The sequence below is a fragment of the Thermithiobacillus plumbiphilus genome (assembly GCF_038070005.1).
Taxonomy (GTDB): Bacteria; Pseudomonadota; Gammaproteobacteria; order Acidithiobacillales; family Thermithiobacillaceae; genus JBBPCO01.
Genome location: NZ_JBBPCO010000005.1, coordinates 24,717 through 47,951, shown reverse-complemented (window position 1 = coordinate 47,951; position 23,235 = coordinate 24,717). Strand labels below are relative to the sequence as shown.

21 protein-coding genes, 1 pseudogene and 1 riboswitch are annotated in these 23,235 nt (G+C 62.2%); of the genes and pseudogenes, 9 read left to right on the top strand and 13 right to left on the bottom strand.

All coding sequences use genetic code 11. The annotated features are described in order from the left end of the window. Positions 1–109: 109 nt before the first annotated feature. A riboswitch (yybP-ykoY riboswitch) is annotated at positions 110–280 on the top strand. 5 nt (positions 281–285) lie between these two features. The 3 genes from WOB96_RS06360 (at position 286) to WOB96_RS06350 (ending at position 3,921) form a co-directional block, all read left to right on the top strand. Beyond that, a complete protein-coding gene (locus WOB96_RS06360) occupies positions 286–858 on the top strand; it encodes a TMEM165/GDT1 family protein (protein WP_341370446.1) in 573 nt (190 codons plus the stop codon). A gap of 162 nt (positions 859–1,020) precedes the next feature. Then, positions 1,021–2,310: a dicarboxylate/amino acid:cation symporter gene (locus tag WOB96_RS06355; protein WP_341370445.1), complete on the top strand. Its 1,290-nt coding sequence runs from the start codon at positions 1,021–1,023 to the stop codon at positions 2,308–2,310. A 114-nt stretch (positions 2,311–2,424) separates the two neighbouring features. Then, complete coding sequence (locus WOB96_RS06350) at positions 2,425–3,921, top strand: FAD-dependent oxidoreductase (protein WP_341370444.1); 1,497 nt, start codon at positions 2,425–2,427, stop codon at positions 3,919–3,921. 69 nt (positions 3,922–3,990) lie between these two features. Here WOB96_RS06350 and holA read toward each other — a convergent pair whose 3' ends face one another. Genes holA through leuS form a run of 3 tightly spaced genes read right to left on the bottom strand, consistent with a single transcriptional unit; the run spans position 3,991 to position 8,048 of the window. Beyond that, positions 3,991–5,007 carry a DNA polymerase III subunit delta gene (gene holA / locus WOB96_RS06345; protein ID WP_341370443.1) on the bottom strand — a complete coding sequence of 339 codons (1,017 nt, stop codon included), beginning with the start codon at positions 5,005–5,007 and terminating at the stop codon, positions 3,991–3,993. Between the two features lie 22 nt (positions 5,008–5,029). Continuing rightward, on the bottom strand, positions 5,030–5,572 hold the full coding sequence (locus WOB96_RS06340) for an LPS-assembly lipoprotein LptE (protein WP_341370442.1): 543 nt from the start codon (positions 5,570–5,572) through the stop codon (positions 5,030–5,032). Positions 5,573–5,576: 4 nt separating this feature from the next. Continuing rightward, positions 5,577–8,048, bottom strand: a complete 2,472-nt coding sequence (gene leuS / locus WOB96_RS06335) for a leucine--tRNA ligase (RefSeq protein WP_341370441.1) — start codon at positions 8,046–8,048, stop codon at positions 5,577–5,579. A 153-nt stretch (positions 8,049–8,201) separates the two neighbouring features. Between leuS and WOB96_RS06330 the strand changes: the two genes are divergently transcribed. From WOB96_RS06330 to WOB96_RS14460, 3 genes and pseudogenes are all read left to right on the top strand, one after another. Further along, a complete protein-coding gene (locus WOB96_RS06330; RefSeq protein WP_341370440.1) occupies positions 8,202–9,179 on the top strand; it encodes a DNA-formamidopyrimidine glycosylase family protein in 978 nt (325 codons plus the stop codon). 397 nt (positions 9,180–9,576) lie between these two features. Beyond that, positions 9,577–10,317, top strand: a pseudogene (locus WOB96_RS14465) (multicopper oxidase family protein); the annotation flags it as partial. A 459-nt stretch (positions 10,318–10,776) separates the two neighbouring features. Further along, positions 10,777–11,349, top strand: a complete 573-nt coding sequence (locus tag WOB96_RS14460) for a multicopper oxidase domain-containing protein (protein ID WP_423229724.1) — start codon at positions 10,777–10,779, stop codon at positions 11,347–11,349. Between the two features lie 95 nt (positions 11,350–11,444). Here WOB96_RS14460 and WOB96_RS06320 read toward each other — a convergent pair whose 3' ends face one another. The 8 genes from WOB96_RS06320 to WOB96_RS06285 all read right to left on the bottom strand — a co-directional run bounded on the left by WOB96_RS06320 (position 11,445) and on the right by WOB96_RS06285 (position 18,431). Further along, positions 11,445–11,750: a hypothetical protein gene (locus tag WOB96_RS06320; protein WP_341370438.1), complete on the bottom strand. Its 306-nt coding sequence runs from the start codon at positions 11,748–11,750 to the stop codon at positions 11,445–11,447. 54 nt (positions 11,751–11,804) lie between these two features. Beyond that, positions 11,805–12,539 (bottom strand): porin family protein, encoded by a 735-nt coding sequence (locus tag WOB96_RS06315; protein ID WP_341370437.1) that lies wholly within the window; start codon positions 12,537–12,539, stop codon positions 11,805–11,807. A 126-nt stretch (positions 12,540–12,665) separates the two neighbouring features. Next, positions 12,666–14,009: an erythromycin esterase family protein gene (locus tag WOB96_RS06310; RefSeq protein WP_341370436.1), complete on the bottom strand. Its 1,344-nt coding sequence runs from the start codon at positions 14,007–14,009 to the stop codon at positions 12,666–12,668. 27 nt (positions 14,010–14,036) lie between these two features. Beyond that, positions 14,037–14,249, bottom strand: coding sequence for a heavy-metal-associated domain-containing protein (locus tag WOB96_RS06305; protein ID WP_341370435.1), 213 nt, complete (start codon positions 14,247–14,249; stop codon positions 14,037–14,039). Positions 14,250–14,380: 131 nt separating this feature from the next. Beyond that, positions 14,381–16,906, bottom strand: a complete 2,526-nt coding sequence (locus WOB96_RS06300) for a M4 family metallopeptidase (protein ID WP_341370434.1) — start codon at positions 16,904–16,906, stop codon at positions 14,381–14,383. Positions 16,907–17,074: 168 nt separating this feature from the next. Further along, positions 17,075–17,647, bottom strand: coding sequence for a rhombosortase (gene rrtA / locus WOB96_RS06295; protein ID WP_341370433.1), 573 nt, complete (start codon positions 17,645–17,647; stop codon positions 17,075–17,077). Between the two features lie 81 nt (positions 17,648–17,728). Further along, positions 17,729–18,268: a hypothetical protein gene (locus tag WOB96_RS06290; protein WP_341370432.1), complete on the bottom strand. Its 540-nt coding sequence runs from the start codon at positions 18,266–18,268 to the stop codon at positions 17,729–17,731. 7 nt (positions 18,269–18,275) lie between these two features. After that, positions 18,276–18,431 carry a hypothetical protein gene (locus WOB96_RS06285; protein WP_341370431.1) on the bottom strand — a complete coding sequence of 52 codons (156 nt, stop codon included), beginning with the start codon at positions 18,429–18,431 and terminating at the stop codon, positions 18,276–18,278. On the opposite strand from WOB96_RS06285, the gene WOB96_RS06280 reads away from it, so the two are divergent. Together WOB96_RS06280 and WOB96_RS06275 are read left to right on the top strand one after the other, a co-directional pair. Continuing rightward, positions 18,430–19,026 (top strand): DUF502 domain-containing protein, encoded by a 597-nt coding sequence (locus WOB96_RS06280; protein ID WP_341370430.1) that lies wholly within the window; start codon positions 18,430–18,432, stop codon positions 19,024–19,026. The genes WOB96_RS06285 and WOB96_RS06280 overlap by 2 nt on opposite strands. Positions 19,027–19,122: 96 nt before the next feature. Beyond that, on the top strand, positions 19,123–20,175 hold the full coding sequence (locus WOB96_RS06275; protein WP_341370429.1) for a L,D-transpeptidase family protein: 1,053 nt from the start codon (positions 19,123–19,125) through the stop codon (positions 20,173–20,175). Between the two features lie 78 nt (positions 20,176–20,253). On the opposite strand, the gene WOB96_RS06270 is transcribed toward WOB96_RS06275, so the two are convergent. Then, on the bottom strand, positions 20,254–21,417 hold the full coding sequence (locus WOB96_RS06270; RefSeq protein WP_341370428.1) for a porin: 1,164 nt from the start codon (positions 21,415–21,417) through the stop codon (positions 20,254–20,256). 207 nt (positions 21,418–21,624) lie between these two features. Here WOB96_RS06270 and WOB96_RS06265 point away from each other — a divergent pair, with 207 nt between their 5' ends. Next, positions 21,625–22,131: a DsrE family protein gene (locus WOB96_RS06265; protein WP_341370427.1), complete on the top strand. Its 507-nt coding sequence runs from the start codon at positions 21,625–21,627 to the stop codon at positions 22,129–22,131. Here WOB96_RS06265 and WOB96_RS06260 read toward each other — a convergent pair. Beyond that, entirely contained in the window at positions 22,128–23,090 is a 963-nt protein-coding gene (locus WOB96_RS06260) for a LysR family transcriptional regulator (RefSeq protein WP_341370426.1), read from the bottom strand. The two genes, WOB96_RS06265 and WOB96_RS06260, sit on opposite strands and share 4 nt — an antisense overlap. Between the last annotated feature and the right edge of the window lie 145 nt (positions 23,091–23,235).

Genomic DNA, 23,235 nt, shown 5'->3' with positions numbered 1-23,235 from the left:
CATCCGTTCCGATCCCAAGCCGCCGCTCACAACACCAGCGGTCATTGCTAACTTGTTCTTAAACATATGAAATACAAGTCTGGACAATGCCCGTTTCACCTTGTAAGATCCGCTCCGTCATTGGGGAGTAGCCGCCCTTCCTCGGAAGGGGCCTGCATCAACACACTTGACCTCTGGTCATGGTGCGGGCAGCTCCTGGCCTGGCAAGACCTTTGACCACACAGCCTCCGCTTGGGCCGGAGAGGCCGTGTGGTCATTGGTGCGTCGTCCGGCCCGGAGAATCTCATGTCTGCACTTCTCGTTTCCACCGGAATCGTCGCGCTCGCTGAAATGGGCGACAAAACCCAGCTCCTGTCCCTGCTGCTCGCGGCACGCTTCCGCCGCCCCATTCCCATCATTCTCGGCATTCTCGTTGCCACCCTGGCCAATCACTTCCTGGCTGGCGCCCTTGGTGCCTGGCTTACCTCTCTGGTCGGCAAGGACGCGCTGCGCTGGATACTTGGCCTGTCGTTCATTGCCATGGCCATCTGGACCCTGATTCCGGACAAGCTCGATGGCATCGAGGATCCCGCCAAGCTGCGCTTTGGTGTATTCGGCACGACCTTGATGGTCTTTTTCCTGGCTGAAATGGGCGACAAGACGCAGATCGCCACGGTCGCCCTGGCCGCGCAATATCCGTCCCTGATTGCCGTGGTGGCCGGGACCACCCTGGGCATGATGCTTGCCAACGTGCCAGCGGTATTTCTCGGCGACAGGATGGCCAAAAAGGCGCCCCTGCGTCTGATCCGCACCATCACCGCCATTATCTTCGCCACGCTGGGCGTCCTCGCGCTCCTGAATCTTGGCGGCAGATTCTAGTGATAAGCCGAGCGCCGAGATCATTGTAACGGCGGGCTGACTTCAGCTGCCACGAGGACAAGCGCCTGATCCGTTAGATACAGGGCTCGGCGAGCCGAGCAAGCGGCGTTCCGGGCTATACTAAAGCGATCGCTCTAGCCAGGTACAGGAAAACCTTCACCCATGCCCAGACTGAAACTGCACTGGCAGATCCTGATCGCCATGCTGCTCGCCTTTGCCGCCGGCGGGCTGGGCGGCCCCGACGCCGGGCTCCTGGGCATCCGCTTCCTGGATGTCTATGACTTTGTCGGCATGCTGTTTCTGAATGCGCTGAAAATGCTCATCGTGCCGCTGATCGTGGCCTCGCTCATCACCGGGGTGGCGAGCATCGGCTCGGGCGAGGCGCTTGGGCGCCTGGGTATCAAAACCATCATCTATTATCTGAGCACCACCATGCTGGCCGTGCTGCTGGGTCTGGCGCTGGCCAGGTTGATCGAGCCGGGTCTGGCCAATGGTCAGCCGGTCGGGACCCTGCTGGGTCTGGGCGCCAACACGGGCGGGCTGTCCGAGCAATTGCGGGACCAGGATACGGGAGATCTCGCCGATATCTTTCTGCGCATGATCCCGACCAATGTGGTCAGTGCCGCGGCCGAGGGCGAGATGCTCGGCCTGATCTTCTTCAGTCTGCTGTTTGGCTACTTCACCACCTGCGTGCCGGAGCCCTCGCGCCAGAGCCTGCTGACCTTCTGGCAGGCGGTGTTCGAGGTGATGATGCGCATGACCGACTGGGTGCTGCGCTTTGCCCCGATCGGGGTCTTTGCCCTGGTGGCCAAAGTCGCGGCGAGCACCGGCCTGGCCGCCATCCAGCCACTGCTGTGGTTTTTTCTGACCGTGCTGCTGGGGCTTGCGCTGCATATGTTTGTGGTGCTGCCGATGCTGTTGTTGCTCATCGGTCGCGTCAGCCCGCGCCGCCACTTCCGGGCCGTGCTGCCGGCCCTGCTCACCGCCTTTTCCACCGCCTCATCCTCGGCCACTTTGCCGCTGACCATGGAATGCGTCGAGAAGAACGCCGGTGTGTCGAATCGCACCAGCAGCTTCGTGCTGCCCTTGGGGGCCACGGTCAACATGGATGGCACCGCGCTCTATGAATGCGTGGCGGTACTCTTCATCGCCCAGGCTTATGGCATCAGTCTGGACTGGGCCAGTCAGCTCACCGTCGTGGTGCTGGCCCTGGCTACCTCCATTGGTGTTGCCGGCATTCCGGCCGCGAGCCTGGTGGCCATCGTCATCATTCTCGGCGCGGTGGGACTGCCGGCCGAGGGCATCGGGCTCATCCTCGCGGTGGATCGCATCCTGGACATGGCGCGCACCAGCGTCAACGTGTTTAGCGATACCACGGGTGCGGTGATCATCGGGCGGCTACAGGGCGAGACCGGCATTCTTGAGGACCGGCCAGCGGCGCGGTCTGCCTGAGCCCTGAGGGCAGATCCTGGGACTTTGGTCTCTGGCCCGGTTTCGCACTCTTGCTGACTTTTCCACTCTATTCCAGATAGGGCTTACATAACGCTTCATGCTCAAGGAGGTCTCATGCAAGCGATCTCGGTGTGGGAGGGGACGGGCAAGCGCAGTGATTTTCCGGTCCTGCAGGGAGAACTGCAGGTGGATGTGGCGATTGTTGGCGGCGGCATCACCGGCGTCAGTGCAGCCATGCTGCTGGCGCAGGCCGGCAAGCGCGTGGCGCTGCTGGAGGCGGGGCGCATCGGTTCGGGCACGACCGGCCATTCCACCGGCAACCTCTATGGCGTCGTGGGGCAGGGGCTTTCAAAGATTGCCAGCAAGTGGGATGAGGACACCATGCGGACCGTGGCCCGCTCGCGCATGGCGGCCGTCGAGCTCATCGAGAAAACTGTCCAGACCCATGGGATAGATTGTGGCTTTGCCCGGCGGCCCTGGCATCTGTACACCACGCCCGAGACGACGCAGGAAAACCCGATGCTCGAGGCCGAATACGAGGCCGCGCGAAAGGCGGGGCTTACGGCCACGCTGGTTTCGGATCTGCCCCTGCCGGTCCCGGTGGACCGGGTGTTAAGGGTGGATGATCAGGCGCAGTTTCACCCGCTGAATTATGTGCGGGGGCTGGCGGCGAGCATTGCTTCGGCGGACTGTCGGATCCTTGAAAACAGCCGGGTACTGGAAATCGACCACGGCAGCGGGAGCTTGCGGACTGCGAACGGCCAGGTGAAGGCGGAGCAGATCGTGCTCGCTACCCATAGCCCCTTGGGCATCGATGTGACTCAGGCAGAAATGAAGGTCTACCGCGAATACGGCGTGGCCGTGAAGTTGCAGGATGACAAATATCCGGAAGGGATTTTCTGGGCGGCCGGTTCGGGTTATTCCACCCGTTCCTGGCAGGATGGCGAGGATAAATATCTGATTCTGGTAGGTGGCAAGCATGTCACCGGCCATGAGACCGAGACCGAACACTACTACGACGAACTCACGAACTACCTGCACGCCCACTATGGCGTTAGCGAGATGGCCTACCGCTGGTCGGCCCAGCAGTATCGCCCGGCGGACCTGCTGCCCTATATCGGGCCCAGCCTCGGGGCAGGCAATGTCTATGTCGCCACCGGATTTGCCGCTGATGGCCTCACCTTCGGTACGCTCGCCGCGGTGTTGATCAGTGAGGAGATCATGGGTCGCAAGACGCCCTGGGCGGAGCTCTACAAGGCCCGGCGCTTCACACCGGTCAAGTCGGCGCGCGAGTTTTTATCTGAAAACCTCAGTGTCTCCAGACATCTGATTCAGGATCGCCTGAAACAGGGCGAGCCGGGCGGACTCGCGGCGCTGGCAGTGGACGAGGGCGCGTTGCTGGAGCTGGATGGGGAGAATGTGGCGGCCTACCGGGACCAGCAGGGGACGCTCCATGCCCTGTCGCCGGTCTGCCCGCACATGAAGTGCCTGGTCCACTGGAATGCCGCGGAACGGAGCTGGGATTGCCCCTGCCATGGCAGCCGCTTCAATTTCCGTGGGGAAGTGCTGGAGGGACCGGCGCTGTCACCGCTGGCGCCCAAGTCGGTCTGAAGACTGCCAAACGGACTCTAAACTGCTCTGATACCCATAATGGGGGAACATCGGGATGATCCTTCAGGATCAGCGCCGCGCGGAATTGCCGGTGATACCCGCCAGTTGCATCGCCAGTTTCCCCAGGCTTGGCCAGACCGGCAGATGATCCTGACCCTTGATGCTGGCGTCGAGCCTGGCGCAAAGCTTCAGGTCGGCCACGAGACTGTCTGATGGCAGCTTGCGCGCGGCGCGCAGCAGCAATTCCTGCTGCTTGCCAAACACCTTGTGCTCCCGCCAGAGCTGGCCGGGATTGGTGTTGCGGTCCTGCAGGGCAATGATCACGCGCAAGTCGCGGGCGAGGGCCCAGAGCACCAGGATGGGTTCCACCCCTTCCTGCTCCAGATGCGCGAGAATCCGCAGGGCCTGATGCGCCTTGCCGGCCAGAGCGGCCTCGCTCAGATCAAAGACGCTGAAACGGGCATTGTCTCCGACCACCGCCAGCACGTCATCCTCGCTGATCCTGCCTTCCTGTGCGAGCAGGCTGAGCTGGTTGATGGCCTGCATGCAGGCCAGCGGATTGCCTTCGCTGCGTTCGATCAACCAGGTCTGGCCCGCGGGGCTGAGATCAAGCCCCTTCTCCCGCAGGCGCGCGCGCACCCATTGCGGCCACTCGCTGGCTTCCGGGGGGTAAAACAGCACCAGGGTGCCGGCCGTTTCCAGGGCCTTGAACCAGGCACTCTTCTGAGCACTGGCATCGGGACGCTCGCCACTGACGAGCAGCAACACATCCGCAGGTGGCTCGGCGGCCCAGGCCTGCAGCGCCCGGCTGCCGGCATCACCAGGCTTTTGAGCGCCCATGCGCAGCAGCAGCAAGCGGCGCTCGGCAAAGAGCGACAGGCTCTGGCGCGCGTCCTGTAGCTGGCCCCAGTCAAAGCTGGGTTCCACCGTCCAGGTCTCGGTCTGGTCAAAGCCTGCACGGCTGGCCGTAGCGCGAAGTTGCTGCTCCGCTTCGATCAGAAAGAAGGGTTCGTCGCTGAAGAAGGCATAGAGCGGCGCGAGCTTGCCCTTGAGATGCTGCGTCAGTTGCTCGGGTTTCAGACGCATGGCGGGTGGATGCCTGCGGGTGTCACGGCTGCGGCTCGGGGTGATGTGTCTGATAGATGCTTACCGCCCGCAGGATCTGTTCGGCACCGGCACGATATAGCTCCTCGTGCAGTTCGCGGGACTGGATGTCGGAGGCCAGCACGTTGTTGTCGGTATAGGTGTAGTCGCGCTGCAATTCAAGCGTTTGCGGCGGAATCAGGGTCTTGCCATCGGCGGCGAGGAGCTGGTACCGGGTGTTCAGGACCAGCAGGAACTCCCGCGCCACGCCCTGGGTATCGATACTGGCGACGCGCTGTTCGATGCCGGTGCCGCTGACCACCAGCGTCGGCGCATCCTTGCCCGCTGCCTTGCCATCCACCAGACTGGTGCGCTCGCGCAGATCGCGCACGATCGGTGCGTCATTGCCCCCGGCAGCAGTCACATTGATGCCGGCGAGAATTTCCGGCAAGGGAGCGCCGCCGCGCAGGTGAAAACCGCAGCTCGCAAGCAGCAGGCAGGCCGCCAGGATCACGAGGCTGGTTCGCAGGCGGGCCAGGGCGTCAGGCAAAGCACTAATGGGTATCATGCGTTCAACTCGCGACGATGTTGACAAGCTTGCCGGGCACCAGGATCACCTTGCGCACGCTCACGCCCTCCAGAAAACGCTGGGCGCCGGGGCTGGCGAGGGCTGCCGCGCGAATGCTCGCCTCCTCAGCATCCGCGGGCACTTCGATGCGATCGCGCAGCTTGCCATTGACCTGCACTACCAGATTCAGGGTCTGGCGTTCCAGGGCCGCCGGGTCGGCCTCGGGCCAGGGCGCGAAGCTCAGCTCATTGCTTTGTCCCAGCGTGCGCCAGAGCGCCTCGCTGATGTGCGGGGTAAAGGGCGCGAGCAGTTGCACCATAGCCTTCAGGCCTTCGCCGACGACGGCGCGCAGGGCGGGATCGTCCTGGGCTTTTGAGAGCGCATTGGACAGCTCCATGATGGCGGCAATGGCCGGGTTGAAATGGTAACGCCCATCGAGATTGCTGCTGACCTTCTGGATGGTCTGGTGCACCAGCCGGCGCAGGTTGGCGGCCTCGGTCGTCAACGCGGCTGGCAGGGGCGGAATCTCGCCGCCAAAGTCATGCACCTGGCGCCAGACGCGCTTCAGGAAGCGGTGCGCGCCCTCGACCGCCTCGTCCGACCACTCCAGGGACTGTTCCGGGGGCGCGGCAAAGAGAATGAACAGCCGCGCGGTATCGGCGCCGTATCTGTCGATCAGGGCCTGGGGGTCGACCGTGTTGCCCTTGGACTTGGACATCTTGGCGCCGTCTTTCAGCACCATGCCCTGGGTCAGCAGCTTGGCGAAGGGCTCGTCATGCGGGGCATCACTGGGCAGCAGGCCGGCATCACGCATCAGCTTGTTGAAGAACCGCGCATACAGAAGATGCAGCACGGCATGCTCGACCCCGCCGACGTACTGATCCACCGGCAGCCAGTAGGCGGCACGCTCATCGAGCATCTTTTGATCCTGATCGGGGCAGGCGAAGCGGGCGTAATACCAGGAGCTCTCGACGAAGGTATCCATGGTGTCGGTCTCGCGCCGCGCCGTCGCGCCGCAGGATGGGCAGTCCACCTGATAAAAGCTGGAATCATCATGCAGCGGTGAGCGTGGACCGTTGAGCACCACGTCCTCGGGCAACATCACTGGCAACTGATCCTCGGGTACGGGTACCGCGCCACAGGCCTTGCAATGGATCATCGGGATCGGCGTGCCCCAGTAACGCTGGCGCGAGATGCCCCAGTCGCGCAGGCGGAAGTTGACCGTCTTGCGGCCGCGGTCCTGCGCCTCCAGGGTCGCCGTGATGCGCTGCTTGGCCTCCTCCGAGGGCAGACCCTCAAACTCACCCGAATTGACCAGGATGCCCGGGCCGGTGTAGGCAGCATCCTGCGGCAGCTGTGCACCGTCTGCGGGCTGAATCACGGGCTTTATCGGCAGGGCATACTTCTGCGCGAACTCATAGTCGCGCTGGTCATGAGCCGGCACGCTCATTACCGCGCCCTCGCCGTATCCCATGAGCACGAAATTGGCCACCCAGACCGGCAGTTCCTCGCCCGTGAGCGGGTGCAGGGCCCTGAGCCCGGTATCCACGCCCTGTTTCTCCTGGGTCTCGATGGCGGCTTCCGCCACCTGGGTGTGGCGGCTGGCGTCGATGAAGGCGGCCAGGGCCGGATTGCTTTCGGCGGCCGCGAGTGCGAGTGGATGCTCCGGCGCCAGGGCCAGATAGGTCACGCCCATGAGGGTGTCGGGCCGGGTGGTGAAAACCTTGATGACGCTGGCCTGATCGCGCAGGGCAAAGCGCACCTCGGCGCCCTCGCTGCGCCCGATCCAGTTGCGCTGCATGGTCAGCACCTGCTCGGGCCAGCCATCCTTGAGCGTATCGAGGTCGGCGAGCAACTCCTCGGCGTAGTCGGTGATCTTCATGAACCACTGGGTGATCTCGCGCCGCTCCACGACAGCGCCCGAGCGCCAGCCGCGGCCGTCCACCACCTGCTCGTTGGCGAGCACGGTCTGATCCACCGGATCCCAGTTGACCGCCGCCTTCTTCTGGTAAACGAGACCCTTCTTGAAGAGCTGCACGAACAGCCACTGCTCCCAGCGATAATATTCGGGCTTGCAAGTGGCGATCTCGCGCGACCAGTCATAGGACAGGCCCAGACGCTTCAATTGGCCGCGCATATGGTCGATATTGCTGTAGGTCCAGGCCGCCGGCGCCACGCCGTGCTTCAAGGCCGCGTTCTCGGCCGGCAGGCCAAAGGCATCCCAGCCCATGGGTTGCAGGACGTTCCTGCCCTTCATGCGCTGGTAACGGGCAATCACGTCCCCGATGCTATAATTACGCACGTGCCCCATGTGCAACTGGCCCGAGGGGTAGGGGAACATCGCAAGGCAGTAGAACTTTTCCCGGCTCGGGTCTTCGACGGCGCGGTAGAGCGCCTTTTCTGCCCAGGCTGCCTGGACTTCGCTTTCAATTCGTTCCGGCTGGTAGTCCGGGCTGCTGTGCGGGTCGTTGTTCATGGTCATTGCACGGGATCTTCGATGAAATTTTAAGCCGACAAGGTTGCCACAGGGGTGGATTGTGTGCAATCTATGCAGTGGAACATGGCGTGGTAGCCGGCGCGTCCGTGCATTGGGCACTGTGGTGCGCCGGGTACCCTGAAAGGTTGGATAATGCCTGAATTGCCCGAAATCGAACTCCTGGCGGAAAAGCTCCGTCAGGGCTGTCTGAACAAACCGCTGGAATCGATCGCCTATCATCCGGGCAAGCGCGCGGATGCACTCGATGACGGTCCGGAAAGCCTCTCTGTCCTCAAGGGCGCGGTGCTCAGCGATGTCGCCCGCTACGGCCCCTTTCTCTTCCTGGAGTGGGGTGAGCGCATTCTCAGCCTGCATCTGGCCGGGGAGGCGCAGGTGACCCTGCAACGCGGCAAGCTGGATCTGCCCGGTGGCAATTACCTGCTGCTGCGCTGGCAAACCGGTCAGCAGCTGCTTGTCGCCGCGCCCAATCTGTCCTCCCGGGTGCGTTTGCTCGACGAGTCGGCGAGCGTCGATTACCTCCTGAAGCTCGGACCCGACCCGCTCCTGGATGCCCACTGTGCCGATCATCTGCGCACGGCCATGAGCCGGCGACGCACAGCCATCCGCAATCTGCTGCTCGATGAGAGTTTCGTGGCCGGGATCGGGCCGGTCTGGTGTGACGAAATCCTGTTCCAGTCGCGTGTGCGCCCGGACATCCCGGTGGCCGAACTGCGGCCCGCCGAGCGCGACCGCATCCTGAAAAACGTGCACCGCGTGCTGGAGCGCGCCATTCGTTGTCAGGCCAACCCTTCCCTGCTGCCCAAGACCTTTCTGACCCGGCGCAAGCAGGAAGACGGTCTCTGCCCGGTCTGTGCCACGGCGTTGACGGAAATGCCGGTCGGCGGGAAGACCGCCATCTGCTGCGCCAGATGTCAGGCAGGTCGGACCGAGGCCCTGGCAGAGGAAACATCCGAGTCACAGTCTGAGGGATTGGCCGAGGCAAAACCTGATCTGATGCTGGCGGAAATCGCGCAGGATGGGCAGGAGCACGGCCCGGATTCTCCTGCGTCCACCCCGGATCAGGAGACTGATGCCCCGGGTGAACCGCCCAGATCCGCCGCGCCCTATTAGGGCGAATCGAAAAAGACCCCGGCTTGCACCGGGGCCAAATCACCATTGAAGCATTGGCACTGCAATCCTCTCAACGCGACAGCCCGGCATCGGTTGACCGGTATCATCAGCCAGCCGGTAGCTGGGCTGTCTTCGCCCTGAATCCGTACGCCATCCCGGCCCGCGTCCACCGTCGTCAGTCCAATCCTCGTCCCTTTGCACCCTCTTGCACCGTGCCGGCGCTGGAAGGCGCCAAATAAGCTGTCAGCCTTCTGCTGTCCAATCCCGCGCCATTGTCGCGCACATGAAAACATGGTCCGCCTTTCGCAATCACTGCTGCAGGCTGTGCTCCTGACGGCGGTGTCCTTTATTCGTCCGACAGTCTTTCTGCTGATTTCCAGGAACTCTGGCTGGATTAATGTACGTTCCACAAAAAAGCCACAAAAAAGTTCCCAGCCAAGGTCGAAAGGCTGACAAGAACGTCCACACCCAAGATAAAAATGCATGCAATCACGCGAGGGAGGATCAGATGGGATTGAGCAGACGGCTGTTCCTGAAGTATAGCGTATCCGGTGCTGCGGTGCTTGGCACGGGCGGCCTGTCGGCCTTGTTGAGCGCCTGTTCCAGCGACAGTACACCGCCGGTTTCCGGCACATCGACACCGGCTTCGGCGACCTCGCCAACCGGTGTGCTGAGTTATGAGGGCATCGATCCGCGTGTGGCGGAGAATTTCACAACGCCCTTGCGCAAGCCCGGCACGGAAGGCCTATTTGGCATCTTGGACCTGGGCGCGGGTCCGCTGACGCTCTCTGCCGACTCGGGCAAGATGGCGATCTTTGGTGACCGCAGTGTTCCGGTCAGGCTCTACAACAGCCAAAGCGGCGGCAGGAACTATCAGAATCCGGTGCTGAAGATCAGCAAGGATCTGAGCTGCGATGTGACCTTCCGCAACAATCTGGACCAGCCCACCACGGTACACTGGCATGGCCTGTTGGTGCCCGGCAGTGTCGATGGCAGTCCCCTGAATCCGGTAGCACCGGGCGCGAGCTATTCTTACAAGTTCTCGGTGAATAACCGCGGCGGTACCTACTGGTACCATCCGCATCCGCACATGCACACCGCCGAGCAGACCTTCGCCGGTCTGAGCAGTTTTTTCATCGTGGAAGATGCGCATGATCTGGCCCTGCGCCAGGCCATGAACCTGACCCTGGGCGATACGGAACTGCCTCTGCTGATCCAGGACAGACGCTGCAATGAAGAGGGCGAACTGGACTACAGCCCGGATGACATGGAAAAGATGATGGGCTACTTCGGCAATGTAATGCTCGTCAATTTCACGCCCAATCCGGCACTGGACGTGGATACCCGTTTTTATCGCTTCCGTGTTCTCAATGGCTCTTCCATCCGCACTTACAAATTGGCATTCGAGAACAATGGCAATCCGCTGAAATTCCATGTGGTCGGTACGGATGGCGGCTTGCTCGACAAGCCCTACGAGGTCCCGGACGTCTATCTGGCGGCGGCGGAGCGGGTGGATATCGTGCTGGACCTGCGTTCCGCCAGGCCGGGTGACGTGATCCTGCTCAAGAGCCTGGCCTTCGATCCCAAGGATACGCATATGCCCAGTCCGGCTTTCGGCACGTCCTTGAAGCCAGGCGAGGCTTTCACGCTCATGAAACTGGTGGTCAGGAATCTGGTGGATGCCGGTGGCGCGCTGCCGGCCACGCTGTCATCCCTGCCTGCTCTGCCCAGCGCCTCGGACAAAATCCGCACCCTGCAGCCGGCACGCAATGCCAGTGGCGACTGGGTGATGAAGATCGACGGCGTGGACACCCTCTATGACATGAATGACTTCCCCATAGTAGTCAAGAAGAATGCGGTGGAGTTCTGGGACTTCAAGATCGGGAGTGCAGGCATGCCACATCCCATCCACCTGCATGGCTTCCTGTTCCGGGTGCTGAGCCGGACGGGAACACCGCCCGAGGTGGCAGCACAATCCGTTGATGCCAGTGGCCGGATGGTCACCGATCTGGGCTTCAAGGACACGGTGCTGGTCTGGCCCGGTGAGACCGTGCGCGTCGCCATCGATTTCCATCATTGCTTCGGTGCTGAAGAACACTACATGGTGCACTGCCATGTGCTGGAGCACGAGGACATGGGCCTGATGACCAATGTGAAAGTGATTGCCTAGAAATGGCGCCAGGTTCTCATTATTGACCGTGGAAAAATCAAGCCCCCGATCAGGATGCCTGAGCGAGGGCTTGACGGTTCCAGCTAGTTGATGACTCAGGCCGCGTTCTTGGTGCTCTTGAGCATCGGGCGCATGCCGCCGCGCACCTGACGGGCGATGAAGTCGGCCCGGCCGGGTTCGCGCTGGTTGAGTTCGGCGGCGCACTGGGACGGCTCATAGGCGAGCGCGCTCAGCATCACTTCGAGCTCACAGAGATCGACCTTGGGGTCGGTCCAGGTGTCGGGGCTCGGGTTCCACTGATCCTTCATCTTCCAGAACATGCGCGGGTGCCAGAGGCGCAGCTTGACGCGCGGGTGCTGAAACAGTTCGACACAGCGTTTGTTCAGTGCAGCTTGATCCATGGGTGGTACTCTCCTCTCGATATAGCGGCGTGTCTCGGTCACGCCGGTCAGAAATCAGAAGCCGGCATAGACAGCGGCGTAGGGGCCCTTGATCTCCATGTCGGCCTGGGTGTCATCGATGTCCAGCTTGAGCTTGCGGTAGCGGTAACCGGCCTTGATGCCGATCAGCGGCAAGGGACTGTAGCTGAGGTTGGCATCGGCATTGATGTAACGATTACTTGAATAGCCCATGCCGGAGACATCGGCATCCAGCTTGAGCCCGGTCAGTGGCAGGCTCAGGCCGGCGGAAACGCCAAGGGTGGGAATCGGCGCGGTGATCTGCTTTGTCGTGGTTTCGCCAGTGATCTTGCGGGTTATGGCAAAGTTGGCGTCAAACACGTTCACGCCAGCGCCCACGCCCACGCGCGCCAGACCCGGCAGGGCAAAGCCGAAGCGGTAGTCTGCGGCATATTCCTTGATGTCGACGTCGCTGTGCACGGGGTCATTCACTGCAAAGTTGAGGCCGCGGAAAGAGAAGTTCTGGCTGACCGAGCCATCGCCACTGAAGCTGTAAGGGATGTAGCGAAAGGCGAAGGTGTTGCCGAGGGCACCGATCTTGAAACCGGCAACGACGGGATTGGACTTGTCCAGGCCGAGGTCGCGACGCAGGTCGACGGGGTCGCCGCCGCTGGCGACCGTACCGGAGATTTCGCCCTGTTCCACGCCCAGAATGGCCTGCAGATCGGCAGCCTGGGCCTGCAGGGCCGGCATGATCAGGGCCAGCCCCGCAATAATCTTGAAAACGCGCATGTCTTCCTCTTTACCGCTTGATTATGGAATTCCCAATAATAGCCATTTTCCGGAAAAAAGGTAGTCTGAATCGGGACATGAAAAAATCCGCGGATTGCCGCGGATTTTTTTCTTCATGCCAAAAGCTCAGATGGCGAAGGGGTAGGTCTCCGGTGCTTCCTCGCCGCGATCCCAGTGCACATTACGCTCCAGCGGGGTCAGGGCGCGGGTCTTGTCGACATGGATGACGGCATCGAACTGCTCGGCGAGATTCGCGTGAAAGTAGTGGCTCAGGCGCTCGGATTCCGGCAGGTAGATGACGCCGATGGCGCGCTCCAGGCGTGTTTCGTTGACCTGCTCCGCCAGTCTGCCGCCCCCGCGCAGGCTGAGCAGGAAGCGGGGAATCTCCACATGGTGGAAAAGCCATTCGTAGCTGCCGGTAAGACCGGGGCGGACGAACTTGCGTTCGGCGGGGGCATCCCAGTTGCTCGCAGCAGTCACCGTGCCATGGAAGGTCGTGAAGCCGACCGCCACTGCTGCATCGCCATAATGTTCCTTGACGAGCTGGCCGACATTGAACTCGCCGCGGCGGCTCATGTCGGTGGCGCGGGCGTCTCCCAGATGGGAATTGTGCTCCCAAACCACGATGCGGGCCGGTTCGCCGCCTTGCTGGCGCTCGATATGTCCGATCAGGGCCTGCAGGGTGTCGAACATGTGCTGATCGCGCAGGTTCCAGCTCGATACGTGGCCACGGAACATGGTGCGGTAATAGGCCTCGGCATTCTTGACCAGCCGGGCATTCTGCTCGGCGAAAAAGTGCTCGTCCTCGGCGGCCTGGTCGCCCTGGCCCTGCAACAGGATTCCCTGGCGCTGCATGTCCTGCAACTGCGCCAGCACGCCGCTTTCGCAGGATTCCGAGAGCCCGAAACTGGCGGCATAGCCATAGGCCTGGGTATCCTCGCCATAGTGATCGAAGCAGCTATAGCGATAGCGCGCCCGCGCGGCGGCCTCGGGATCCTGCTTGTCGAGGTAGTCGAGCACGGCGCGGATGGAAGTGTGCAGGCTGTAGAGGTCCAGGCCATAGAAGCCGGTCAGCTGGCTTGGCGCCTTACCCTGGTTGTGCACGCGCAGCCAGTCGGTGAATGCGAGCACTTCGGTGTTGCGCCACATCCAGGTCGGGAAGCGGCTGAAGCCGCCCAGCGCCTGATTGGCATCTGCGTCCGTACCCTGGCCCTTGACATAGCGGTTGACGCGATAGGCGTCCGGCCAGTCCGCTTCCACGGCCACGGCGTGAAAGCCCTTTTCGGTGATCAGGCGTTTGGTGATCTCGGCGCGCAGATGGTAAAACTCCTCAGTGCCGTGACTGGCCTCGCCCAGCAGCACCAGTCGCGCGTTACCCACCAGGTCCATCAGCGGATCGAAGTCCTCGGGCCTGTCCTGCAGCGGGTGCGCGGCCTTGCGGATATCGTCCCTGAGTGCCTCGCGTGCCATGAATCCTCCTGAAGCTGTCCCCCGGACTCAGCTGGATAGTGGCTGGCCGCCGAAACCGGCCTCTCCCAGCGCGCGCATGAGCAGTTGTGCTGAAAGGTGCGGCCCCATTTCCACTTCCGCCGTGCCGTCCTGAAGATTGACCTCGGCGTGCTCGACGCCCTGCACCTCGCGCAGGGCCTGCTCGGCGCGTTTTGCAGCGGATTCATCTGTCATGCCCATGATCTGCAGTTTGGTATACATATGCGCTCTCCGCATCAGGTATCGGCTCAAAGAGTTTGACGAAAGCAGGGACAGAAAGTTGCCGGCAAGAGGCAGAAGACCGGGCTACTTCCGCCGCCTGGATTCCGACGGGCATGGAAGCGGCCGGTCGGTCAGGCGCGTGATCGGCGTCGCCAGCCCTGCAACCCCAACCCGCTCAGGAGCAGGCCCATCAGCACCGCATCCAGGCTGCCGCCACCGCCGCCTGTGCCGCTGGCATTTGTGGTTACGCTACTGCCCCCCGTACCTCCGCTTGCGCCAGTGCCATTATTCTGGCCATCATTGATGGGGGCGGCGTCGCAGGGAATGCAGGGATCGCCCGTGCCCGGGCTGAGTGGCGTCTGTCCTGGTTGCGGCCCAGGAGCGGGCGCTGGTTGTGAAGTCTGGGGCAGGGCGCAGGTATAGATCCGGACATCATCGACGTACCAGCCCCAGCCGGCGATTTCCCTGTCCGAGCCCATGCGGAAGCGAAAGCGCACGGATTTGCCCGCCAGCGGGGACAGATCATAGCGGCTGTCAACATAACCATGGCTGATGCCTACGAAGGCCTGCCTGCCTTCAAGTGGATTGCCGCTGTCAGTGGCCAGGGCGCCACCATAGCTGTTGCCCGCATCATGCAGGGGGCTGGCATCCGTCCAGCTCGCGCCATTGTCGAGCGAGTATTCCAGCACCCCGCCGTCATAAAATCTCCCGCCGCCTCTATCGAAATCATAGGCCTGAGAAAAATGCAGGAAGGCCCCCGCTGGCACGGTGACGCTGCGCTGCATCTCGGCGGCGCTGTCGGAAACTCTGGCAGGACTCTCGTTGTTGAGAGAAGTCTTGCCGGAATGGGCAAATTCACCACTGATGCGCCAATCGTTGACCTGGCCGCTTACGGGTCTGAAGGCCCAGTTGGTAGCGGTTGCCATATCATCGAAGAATATGTCTGCCGCTTGCTGCGGGGCAGGGCAGGCGTCCACCTGGGGCAGGAATCCCGGCTGGGGTTCGCGGTCCATTTCGACCGCCAGGGTGGCCTTGCGCACTTCCTGGCAGTCGGCCTGGCCGATGCCCGAGCTGCTGCTTGAGCCAAGATTCAGGCAGCCCTGATACAGACCCTGATAAAGATCGTGGTAGTTGGAACCCGAGGTGAGCAGATGCGTCTGGACCTCGTAGTAGATCTTTGCGACCTTGTCGATGCCGAGCCCGGTGACGGTCTGACCGTTGAAGTTGCCGCCTTCGACCATCAGATAGGCGGCCTTGTTGTTGATGCCGCTGTTGACGTGGACCTCGCCCTGATCGCCGCCACCTGTGCCGTAGAGTGGACTGGTCATGCGGTCCGGCTGCTTATACACGGTGGGATCCTTCATGCTCCGCACGGCGCCTGTGCCAGGGACATCCTCGCCGAGCAGCCATTTGACTTCCGGTGTGTCCGTGCCGGCGCCATTGGTCTGGTCGATGAATTCACCCCAGATGTCCGAGAGGGACTCGTTGATCGAACCCGACTGATAGTAGGAGTTCAGGCCCGATGTGTACTGGGTGAAACCATGAGTCAGTTCATGTGCCACGAGATCGTCGGCCCTGGGCATGCCATCGGTGTAGACCATCTGCTCACCATTCCAGTAGGCATTCTGGATATCACCGATGCCGTAGTGAACACTCGAAACCAGCCGCTTGCCCTGGTTGTCGATGCTGTCGCGCCCATGGACCCTGGCGAAGAAGTTGTAGAAATCCGCGGTGTAGCGATGCGCATCGCGTGCGTCCTGATCACCCTTGCTGCAGGTCAGGTCCGACTCGTCGCAGACCAGATTGCCCGGCAGAACGTCACTATGATTGCTGGTGTAGGTGGCGCGATCCAGCATGGCCTCGCTCTGGTTGAAATGCAGGGCGATGCCGCCCGTGCGGGCATCCACCAGCACCATCTCGCGCACGGGTAGCGCTTCCTTTACCCCGACTTCGATCTGCCAGACCAGGCGAGTGGGCGTGGCGCTTTCGGGACCGATGAGCCTGGGATCGTAGATGGCGAGCTTTGCCGGCGAGACCTTCAGCAGGTCTCTTGATAGATGATGCCACTTGCTGACGGCCGCCATGGCAGTGGATTGCGCCTTGCCGGCATCAATGCCAGGCCTGGTCGGGATCTCCGGGCTGGGGGAAATCTCTCCGTTCATGGACAGCAGGCCGCGATTGCTGGTGTTGACCACCAGCTCGCCACCGATGACAGGGACGCCGCCAGCGACCTGCTGATACCGCGCTACTTCGCCGCCAAGCGGATGTTCCGAGCTGCGAATGAGTTGCAGCTCTTCGCGCGGGTTGCCAAGACCAAACAAGGGCCCATATTCCTGCAATGCGGCCATGCTGGCGGAGTCCGCCGCCCGGTCCACACCCGCCGTGGTCACCCGCCTTGCAAGGGGCAAGGGGGCGCCAGGATTGGCGCCGATGAAGCTGACCTGGCCGGAGCCCGCTATCTTTGCGACGCGCGCCTGATGCGTCTGCAATTTGGCAAACAGATCCGCACCATTTTCCGCTGAAGCCTGCTGGCTGGCCGCCACTGCTTGGGATTTGGGGGATGAATCGGAACTGGCGATATCGAAATAGCAGCCGCCGGTGAACACAGCGCTTCCGGCAAGTGACAACAGCAATCCTGATCGCAGGATCTTGCTCATGACGTCATCCTTGACTGGTTGAGACTTCCTGCCTTGATTGTTGTTCCCGGACCGGGAAATTGATCTGGGACTTTGGTCTTTGGCGGCCTTGTCGGGCTGGGCCAAAAGGCTGATTTCGGCAGATGGAAATGCTGGGATGGTGCTTTTCGCAGGGTGATACGGCAGGACTTAGCGGCGCTGTCCAGACAGGATCGGTGCCGCAACGAGCAGACCGGCGATTGCTCCTAGCAGGTGGGCCTGGGTGAGCACGGGGCCACCAGTGAGCGCGATGCTGCCCGCCAGCGGCCCCATCCATTGCTCGCGGACCAGCTTGAGCGCAAGACCTGCCAGCAGCACGGGCCCGAGCCAGTTGCCACGGCGCCATTGCGCCAGGGCACCGGCAACGAACAGGCCATGCAAACTGCCCGACAGGCCGACATACCACTGCACTTGCGGATACAGAACAAGCAGACCCAGGCTGATGCCCAGAAAGATCAGTACCAGGATCAGGAGCCACTGGCGCTGGCTGAAGCCCTCGCCAAAGATCTGCCAGATCAGGGCGAGCCCCAGCAGGTTCAGGGCAAGATGGCCAACACTCAAGTGGGTCAGATGTGCACTGAGCAGGCGCCAGACCTCGCCCTGCAGGATGGCTATGCGCTCATAGCGCAGATAAGGGGCCAGATCCGGCCATTGCGCCAGCAGGCAAAGCAGCGCCAGCGCAAGTGGCAGGCGCCAGTGCACGATCAGCGCGCGTGCAGGCACGAAAGCAGGGTTCCTGGATCAGGCCGGTGTGGCCGGCATGGCGGGGATAGGCAAAGTGCTGAATCCTGCTTCATGTTCACGCTAAATCCGGATACTGCCCGCGCTTGCGCCGGTATGTTCCAGAAACGCCTGGAGGGTATCCTGATAAGGCGGCAGGTCCGCCGCGCTGAGCCCCATTTTTGCCGCCTGGGCGGGGATCTGTCGCAGATAGAAGTAGTGGCGCAGGATCTCGGCCTGCTGCTCCAGGCCATATTGCGCCAGGGACTTGCCGGGCTTCAAGCGATAACCGTAGGGATCGCGGGAAAGCTGCTCCAAGCCTGCCCATATCCACACCCGCTGACCTTGCTGGTGCTGCCAGACATGGGCCATTTCGTGGATGAACAATCCCTGTAACGATCCTTGCGCGCATTCGGCGAAACATTCCCGATAAAGCGGGCTTTGCGGATGAAAGTACAAGTGTCCATTCGGCGCCATGGCAGTGGTGCGTGACTGCAGCCCAAGGGGGAAAAAACTGCGGCGCCGGACCTGCACGCGCGCGTAATCGATCCGGTCAGCAAAGATGCTGGCCGCGAGCCGTCTTTCAGCGGCGCTCAAGGGCCGGAAACCTGCCGCTTTTGGCATTCTTTCCTCATTGCAGGCAAAGATCGCAGCTTGGACCTTTTTCAGGGTACAGGATTCCGCTGTCCCGACGCATCCGGCCAAGGCGCGTACCTGCCTTTTTGCCCGCAGAAAAGGTATGATGACGAGTATTCACGCCATTTTGCATACGGGAAGCCGGATTCATGAAACAGCTTGGCAGCATCTTCGTCCGGGGCCTGCTGATCGCCCTGCCCATCTCGCTCACCTTGTACCTGACGGTCTGGGTGGTGGAGATGATGGATGGCCTGTTTCAGGGCGTGGTGGCCTTGCTGTTTGGCAAGTACATTCCCGGCCTGGGACTGCTGCTGACCCTCGGCGCCATCCTGATCGTTGGCGTGCTGGGCTCGCATGTGGTGACTCGCTCCTTTTTTGACTGGCTCAATGGTCTGCTGACCCGCATTCCCCTGCTGGAGTCCGTGTACAGCACCATTCAGGAGGCCGTGAGCTTTCTCATCGGTGGCAAGGAAAACGGCTTTCAGACGGTAGTGCTGGTGCGTCAGCCCGATGGCCTGGGTTATACGGTCGGGCTGCTGACCCGCCATAGCCTGCCCGAGCTGCCGACCATTGCCGGCGAGGACCGCGTGGCGGTCTACGTGCCGATGAGCTACCAGATCGGTGGCTTCACCTATCTGGTGCGCCGCGACCAGATCATCGAACTGCCCGAGATGACGCCGCAGCAGGCGCTGCGTTTTGCGCTGGTGGGTGGTCTGGGGCGGGGCGAGAAAACCAAGGCGGTCTGAACCCGGCGGGGTGGGACGTCTTAATTGGCTGGATCCTGGCCAACTTGCCAGCCTCCCTGTGGTCTCAATCCTCAAAGCCCCCAAACGGGAGAGAGTATGCGCAGCATGCTGTATTTCGTCTTTGCCATTCTCCTTGCCTTGCCTGCGCAGGCGGCGGTTCCCCAGCCGATGCCGTCACCTGGCCAGATTCCCGTCATCCAGCCGGTCGAGAATTTCGGCCAGATCCATCCGGAGCGTGTGCAGTTTCAGCATATCCAGTTGCCCCTGCAGGCAAGCAGTGGCCCTTCGGTCCTGGCTGCTCAGATCCTGCTCGATCGCGCCCGCTTCTCGCCCGGCGTGCTGGATGGCCATTGGGGCAAGAACACCACAAAGGCCCTTTTCTGGTTCCAGAAATCCCGCGATCTCCCGGCCACCGGAAAACTGGATCGTCCAACGCTTGAGCAGCTGGCTAGGGCAGCAGCGGCCCCTGTTGGTGCCCTGGTGCAGCCCTATGTCACCGCGCCCGAGGATGCGGCAGCGCGTTTCAAGCCTTTGCCTGCTGGCATCTATGAACGTGCCAATCTCTCCTGGTTGGGCTATGAGTCGGCGCTCGAGGCCTTGAGCGAGCGTTTTCACAGCACGTCTGCCGTGTTGCGCCAGCTCAATCCGCAGGTCGATTTCCAGGATATCCGGCCCGGCACGCGGATTTTCGCGCCGGCCGTCGATTGGGAAGGCGACAAGGCCCCCCACGATGTCCGGCGCATCGTCGTCTCGGCCACGGGGTTTTATACCCAGGGCCTGGATGCCCAGGGCCAGATCCTGTTTCATTATCCGTCCACCCTGGGGTCGGAATACGATCCCCTGCCGCTGGGCACCTGGCGGGCCGAGCGCATTGCCTTCAAGCCGAAATTCCACTACCAGCCCAGGCTCTTTCACGATGTCCCGGATTCCAATCCGGAGGCCATGTTGCCTCCTGGGCCGAACTCTCCGGTCGGGCTGGTGTGGATTGCGCTGAGCAAGCCGCACTATGGCATCCATGGCACTTCCGAGCCGCAAAGCATTGGCTATACCAGCTCGCATGGCTGCGTGCGCCTGACCAACTGGGATGCCTGGGAGCTGGCCCGGCATGTGGCACCAGGAACCCCTGTCGTCTTTCAACAGGGCCGTTGATTGGCTTGCGAAGGGGCCGTCCGGCACTGAGGCGAGAAGGGAGGAAGGTTCATTTTGCTGAGCCTCCCTGTCCAAGCTTCAGAAGGTCAGGACGGCCTGGGCGCTGACGCGTTCCGGCAACGCTGGTGCATTGCCGCCTTGAGGCGCGCTGACGTCGCGGATTTCATAGTTGAGCATGACGCGTGCCTGCGGGCTGAAGATGTACTGGCCTCCCAGCGTCCAAGTCGAGAAATCGCGCTCGCTGGCCCCCTGGTTGGTGAGCCGGTCCAGGGTGTCGTAACGCAGATTCAATTCCCAGTTCCGGGTGAGAGAGTAGGACCCCATGGCATACCAGCCTTCGGCCTCGCCCGTGGGTGCCAGCGTGGGAGTGCCGCCTTCGATCTGCGGGGTCAGGCCTGTCTCGATCATGCCCTCGGCGCGTACGTATTCGGCGCGAAAGCGCCATGGCGCCCGATTGTAGTGGACGCCCAGGCCCTGGCGCATGCGTCGGTAATCTTGCGCGTTATAGTCGCGCCGGCCCTCGCTGTGCCAGACGAAGGCGCTCAGTTCCTCGCGCAGGGCGGAGTTCAGCGCGCCCTTGAAGACATAGCTGGCCTGCAGGCGCCCGGTCAGATCCTTGTCGTCATTGTCGTCCGTACCGCCGAAACGACCGTTGCTGAGCATCAGCGCGTAGGTATATTCCATGGCGTCCTGGCGGAACACGTCGAAGGCCTGCACGCCGACATCGCGAAAGGCGTTGACGCCGCCGTCGAAGCGATTCACGCCGGTGTTGGGATCAAAGATGATCTTGTTTTCCTGCGCGAGCTGTGCGGCGATCAGGCTGAAATTGATGAAATCCGAAGCGAAAGGATTGCCCTCCAGCGCTTCATCCATGGTCGGCTGCTTGAACTGGCCGGCGCGCAGGCGCAGGCCGGGCAGTAGATTGAAGGTGACAGAGGCATCCACCAGCACGGCACTGTCCTGGCGGGTGATGGCATTGTTGCCGAATTCAGTGAGGAACAGGTAATTGACCCGGCCGTCGGCGATCGCCCCGCGCGCGCCCAGCCGGGCCCTTCGGATATTGAAGCTCGACTCCGACGACTGCCCATCCCCGGTGTTGACAAGCTGTTCATAGGTGCCCTGGGTGAAGCCAAAGAGCCGTAGCGGGGCGGCATTTGCCGGCTCCATGCCCTGAATGGCGATCCAGTTGGCGGCCAGCGCGTCATGGCCGAGGCCGGCGCAGAGCAGGAACGAGATGGCCAAGGCAGGCTGCTTGGTACAGAGCGGAGTAAGGATTCGTTCGATATTCATTATCAATGAATATGCCGTTATATGAATTGTAGCGGTAGCGTATCATGGATGCGTGCAAGCGGAAATGTCAGTGCAGCCTTGCCCCGTCGGGAACGCCGGGGATGTTCACGAACTCCTGCGGACCGGCGCCTCGGCTATACTGGAATCAGGAGGTGTCCCATGATCCGGTCATTCATGCTTGCCCTGCTATTCGCCCTTTCAGCACCAACCCTCGCCGCGCCAACCGCGGATGCGGCTCGGCCAGTCATCAATGTCGAGCAGCACGAGAACATCCGGGTGGCCTATGACGTCAAGGATGACGTCTGGGACGCCGGCATCGGCAAGGCGCTCTATTACGTACGCGGGCTGCTGGAGGCCTACAAGGACCAGGGCGTGGCCCCCCGGAATCTGCACATCAGCGTGGTGCTGCACGGGCCGGCGGCCTACTGGGTGCTCAATGACGCCGCCTATCAGCGTCATAAAAAGGACGAATTTGCCTACAATCCCAACGACAAGGTGATCAATGAGCTGCTGGCCCATGGGGTGAGTGTCGAGCTCTGCGGCGTGACCATGAAGAGCATGGGCTGGACGGAAAAGGACGTGTTGCCGGGGGTCAAGATCGTCCACGATGCCTATACCCGACTGATCGATCTGCAGCAGCGCGGCTACGCCTACATCCGCTTTTAGGACAGCTTCGCCTCGGTCAGATCCCCGGAGCAGACCATTTCTCCCAGTGGGCGGATGCCGGACAGTTGCGCGAAGCTCTGCGCGCGCACGGTCTCCACGAAGTCCTGCACATAGGCGAGATCCGCCTGTTCCTCATGGCTCGCGGCATATAACTGGCTCCAGAGTCCCTGGGGCCCGAGCCGGCGGGCCTGCACATAACCCTTCTCCACGTAGCCCGCCACCGCCCAGGCGGGCAGCGCGGCCAGCCCACGCCGGGAGGCGACCAGTTGCAGGATGGCGACAGTCAGTTCCGTCGTGCGCCGGCCCGCCGGCAGCACGCCGGCCGGATGCAGCAATCCCCGGAACAGATCGAGCCGCTCATCGGGCACGGGGTAGCTGATCAGGGTCTCGTCGCGAAAATCGGTGGCTTCCAGCCAGGGCTTTTCAGCCAGCCGGTGCCCCCGCGCCATGAGCCCCAGTACTTCGTAACGAAACAGCGGGTGAAAGCAGAGACCTGGGATTTGTGCGGCTTCGGAGCTGATGGCCAGGTCCGCGCTGTCATCCAGCAGGCGGGGCAGGGGATCACTGTGAAAGCCTGACACCAGATCCAGTTCCACCTCCGGCCAGTTCTCACGAAAGGCATCCATGGCCGGCATCAGCCAGTCAAAGCAGGTATGGCACTCGACCGCAATGCGCAGGCGCCCCGCCTGACCCTGGTTGAGCCGGGCCAGGTCGCGCTCGGCGCTGCGCACCAGGGGCAGCACCTCCCTGGCCAGATCCAGCAGCCGCTGGCCGGCCGCCGAAAGGCGCAAGGGGCTGCTCTTGCGCTGGAACAGGCGCAGGCCGTACTCGTCCTCGATGGACTTGATCTGATGCGAGAGCGCCGACTGGGTGAGATGGACGCGCTCGGCCGCCGCCGAGAGGCTGCCGGTCTCGGCCAGGGCGATCAGGGTGCGCAGGTGTCGTAATTCCAGGGGCATGGCGGCATCGGGCTTGGAAACCAGACATCATAAAGGATCAACTCCCCAGACCAAAATCCGGCGCTGGCTGGCAGGCCATTGGGCGGTGTCAGTCGGCGCGGGTCATGTTAAGCTTGGCGCATTTGTGGATCTGCCCTGCCACGCC

Coding starts and splice junctions, on each gene's coding strand:
- WOB96_RS06360 (WP_341370446.1), top strand. CDS start 286: ATGTCTGCACTTCTCGTTTCCACCGGAATCGTCGCGCTCGCTGAAATG.
- WOB96_RS06355 (WP_341370445.1), top strand. CDS start 1,021: ATGCCCAGACTGAAACTGCACTGGCAGATCCTGATCGCCATGCTGCTC.
- WOB96_RS06350 (WP_341370444.1), top strand. CDS start 2,425: ATGCAAGCGATCTCGGTGTGGGAGGGGACGGGCAAGCGCAGTGATTTT.
- holA (WP_341370443.1), bottom strand. CDS start 5,007: ATGCGTCTGAAACCCGAGCAACTGACGCAGCATCTCAAGGGCAAGCTC.
- WOB96_RS06340 (WP_341370442.1), bottom strand. CDS start 5,572: ATGATACCCATTAGTGCTTTGCCTGACGCCCTGGCCCGCCTGCGAACC.
- leuS (WP_341370441.1), bottom strand. CDS start 8,048: ATGAACAACGACCCGCACAGCAGCCCGGACTACCAGCCGGAACGAATT.
- WOB96_RS06330 (WP_341370440.1), top strand. CDS start 8,202: ATGCCTGAATTGCCCGAAATCGAACTCCTGGCGGAAAAGCTCCGTCAG.
- WOB96_RS14460 (WP_423229724.1), top strand. CDS start 10,777: ATGCCCAGTCCGGCTTTCGGCACGTCCTTGAAGCCAGGCGAGGCTTTC.
- WOB96_RS06320 (WP_341370438.1), bottom strand. CDS start 11,750: ATGGATCAAGCTGCACTGAACAAACGCTGTGTCGAACTGTTTCAGCAC.
- WOB96_RS06315 (WP_341370437.1), bottom strand. CDS start 12,539: ATGCGCGTTTTCAAGATTATTGCGGGGCTGGCCCTGATCATGCCGGCC.
- WOB96_RS06310 (WP_341370436.1), bottom strand. CDS start 14,009: ATGGCACGCGAGGCACTCAGGGACGATATCCGCAAGGCCGCGCACCCG.
- WOB96_RS06305 (WP_341370435.1), bottom strand. CDS start 14,249: ATGTATACCAAACTGCAGATCATGGGCATGACAGATGAATCCGCTGCA.
- WOB96_RS06300 (WP_341370434.1), bottom strand. CDS start 16,906: ATGAGCAAGATCCTGCGATCAGGATTGCTGTTGTCACTTGCCGGAAGC.
- WOB96_RS06290 (WP_341370432.1), bottom strand. CDS start 18,268: ATGCCAAAAGCGGCAGGTTTCCGGCCCTTGAGCGCCGCTGAAAGACGG.
- WOB96_RS06280 (WP_341370430.1), top strand. CDS start 18,430: ATGAAACAGCTTGGCAGCATCTTCGTCCGGGGCCTGCTGATCGCCCTG.
- WOB96_RS06285 (WP_341370431.1), bottom strand. CDS start 18,431: ATGAATCCGGCTTCCCGTATGCAAAATGGCGTGAATACTCGTCATCAT.
- WOB96_RS06275 (WP_341370429.1), top strand. CDS start 19,123: ATGCGCAGCATGCTGTATTTCGTCTTTGCCATTCTCCTTGCCTTGCCT.
- WOB96_RS06265 (WP_341370427.1), top strand. CDS start 21,625: ATGATCCGGTCATTCATGCTTGCCCTGCTATTCGCCCTTTCAGCACCA.
- WOB96_RS06260 (WP_341370426.1), bottom strand. CDS start 23,090: ATGCCCCTGGAATTACGACACCTGCGCACCCTGATCGCCCTGGCCGAG.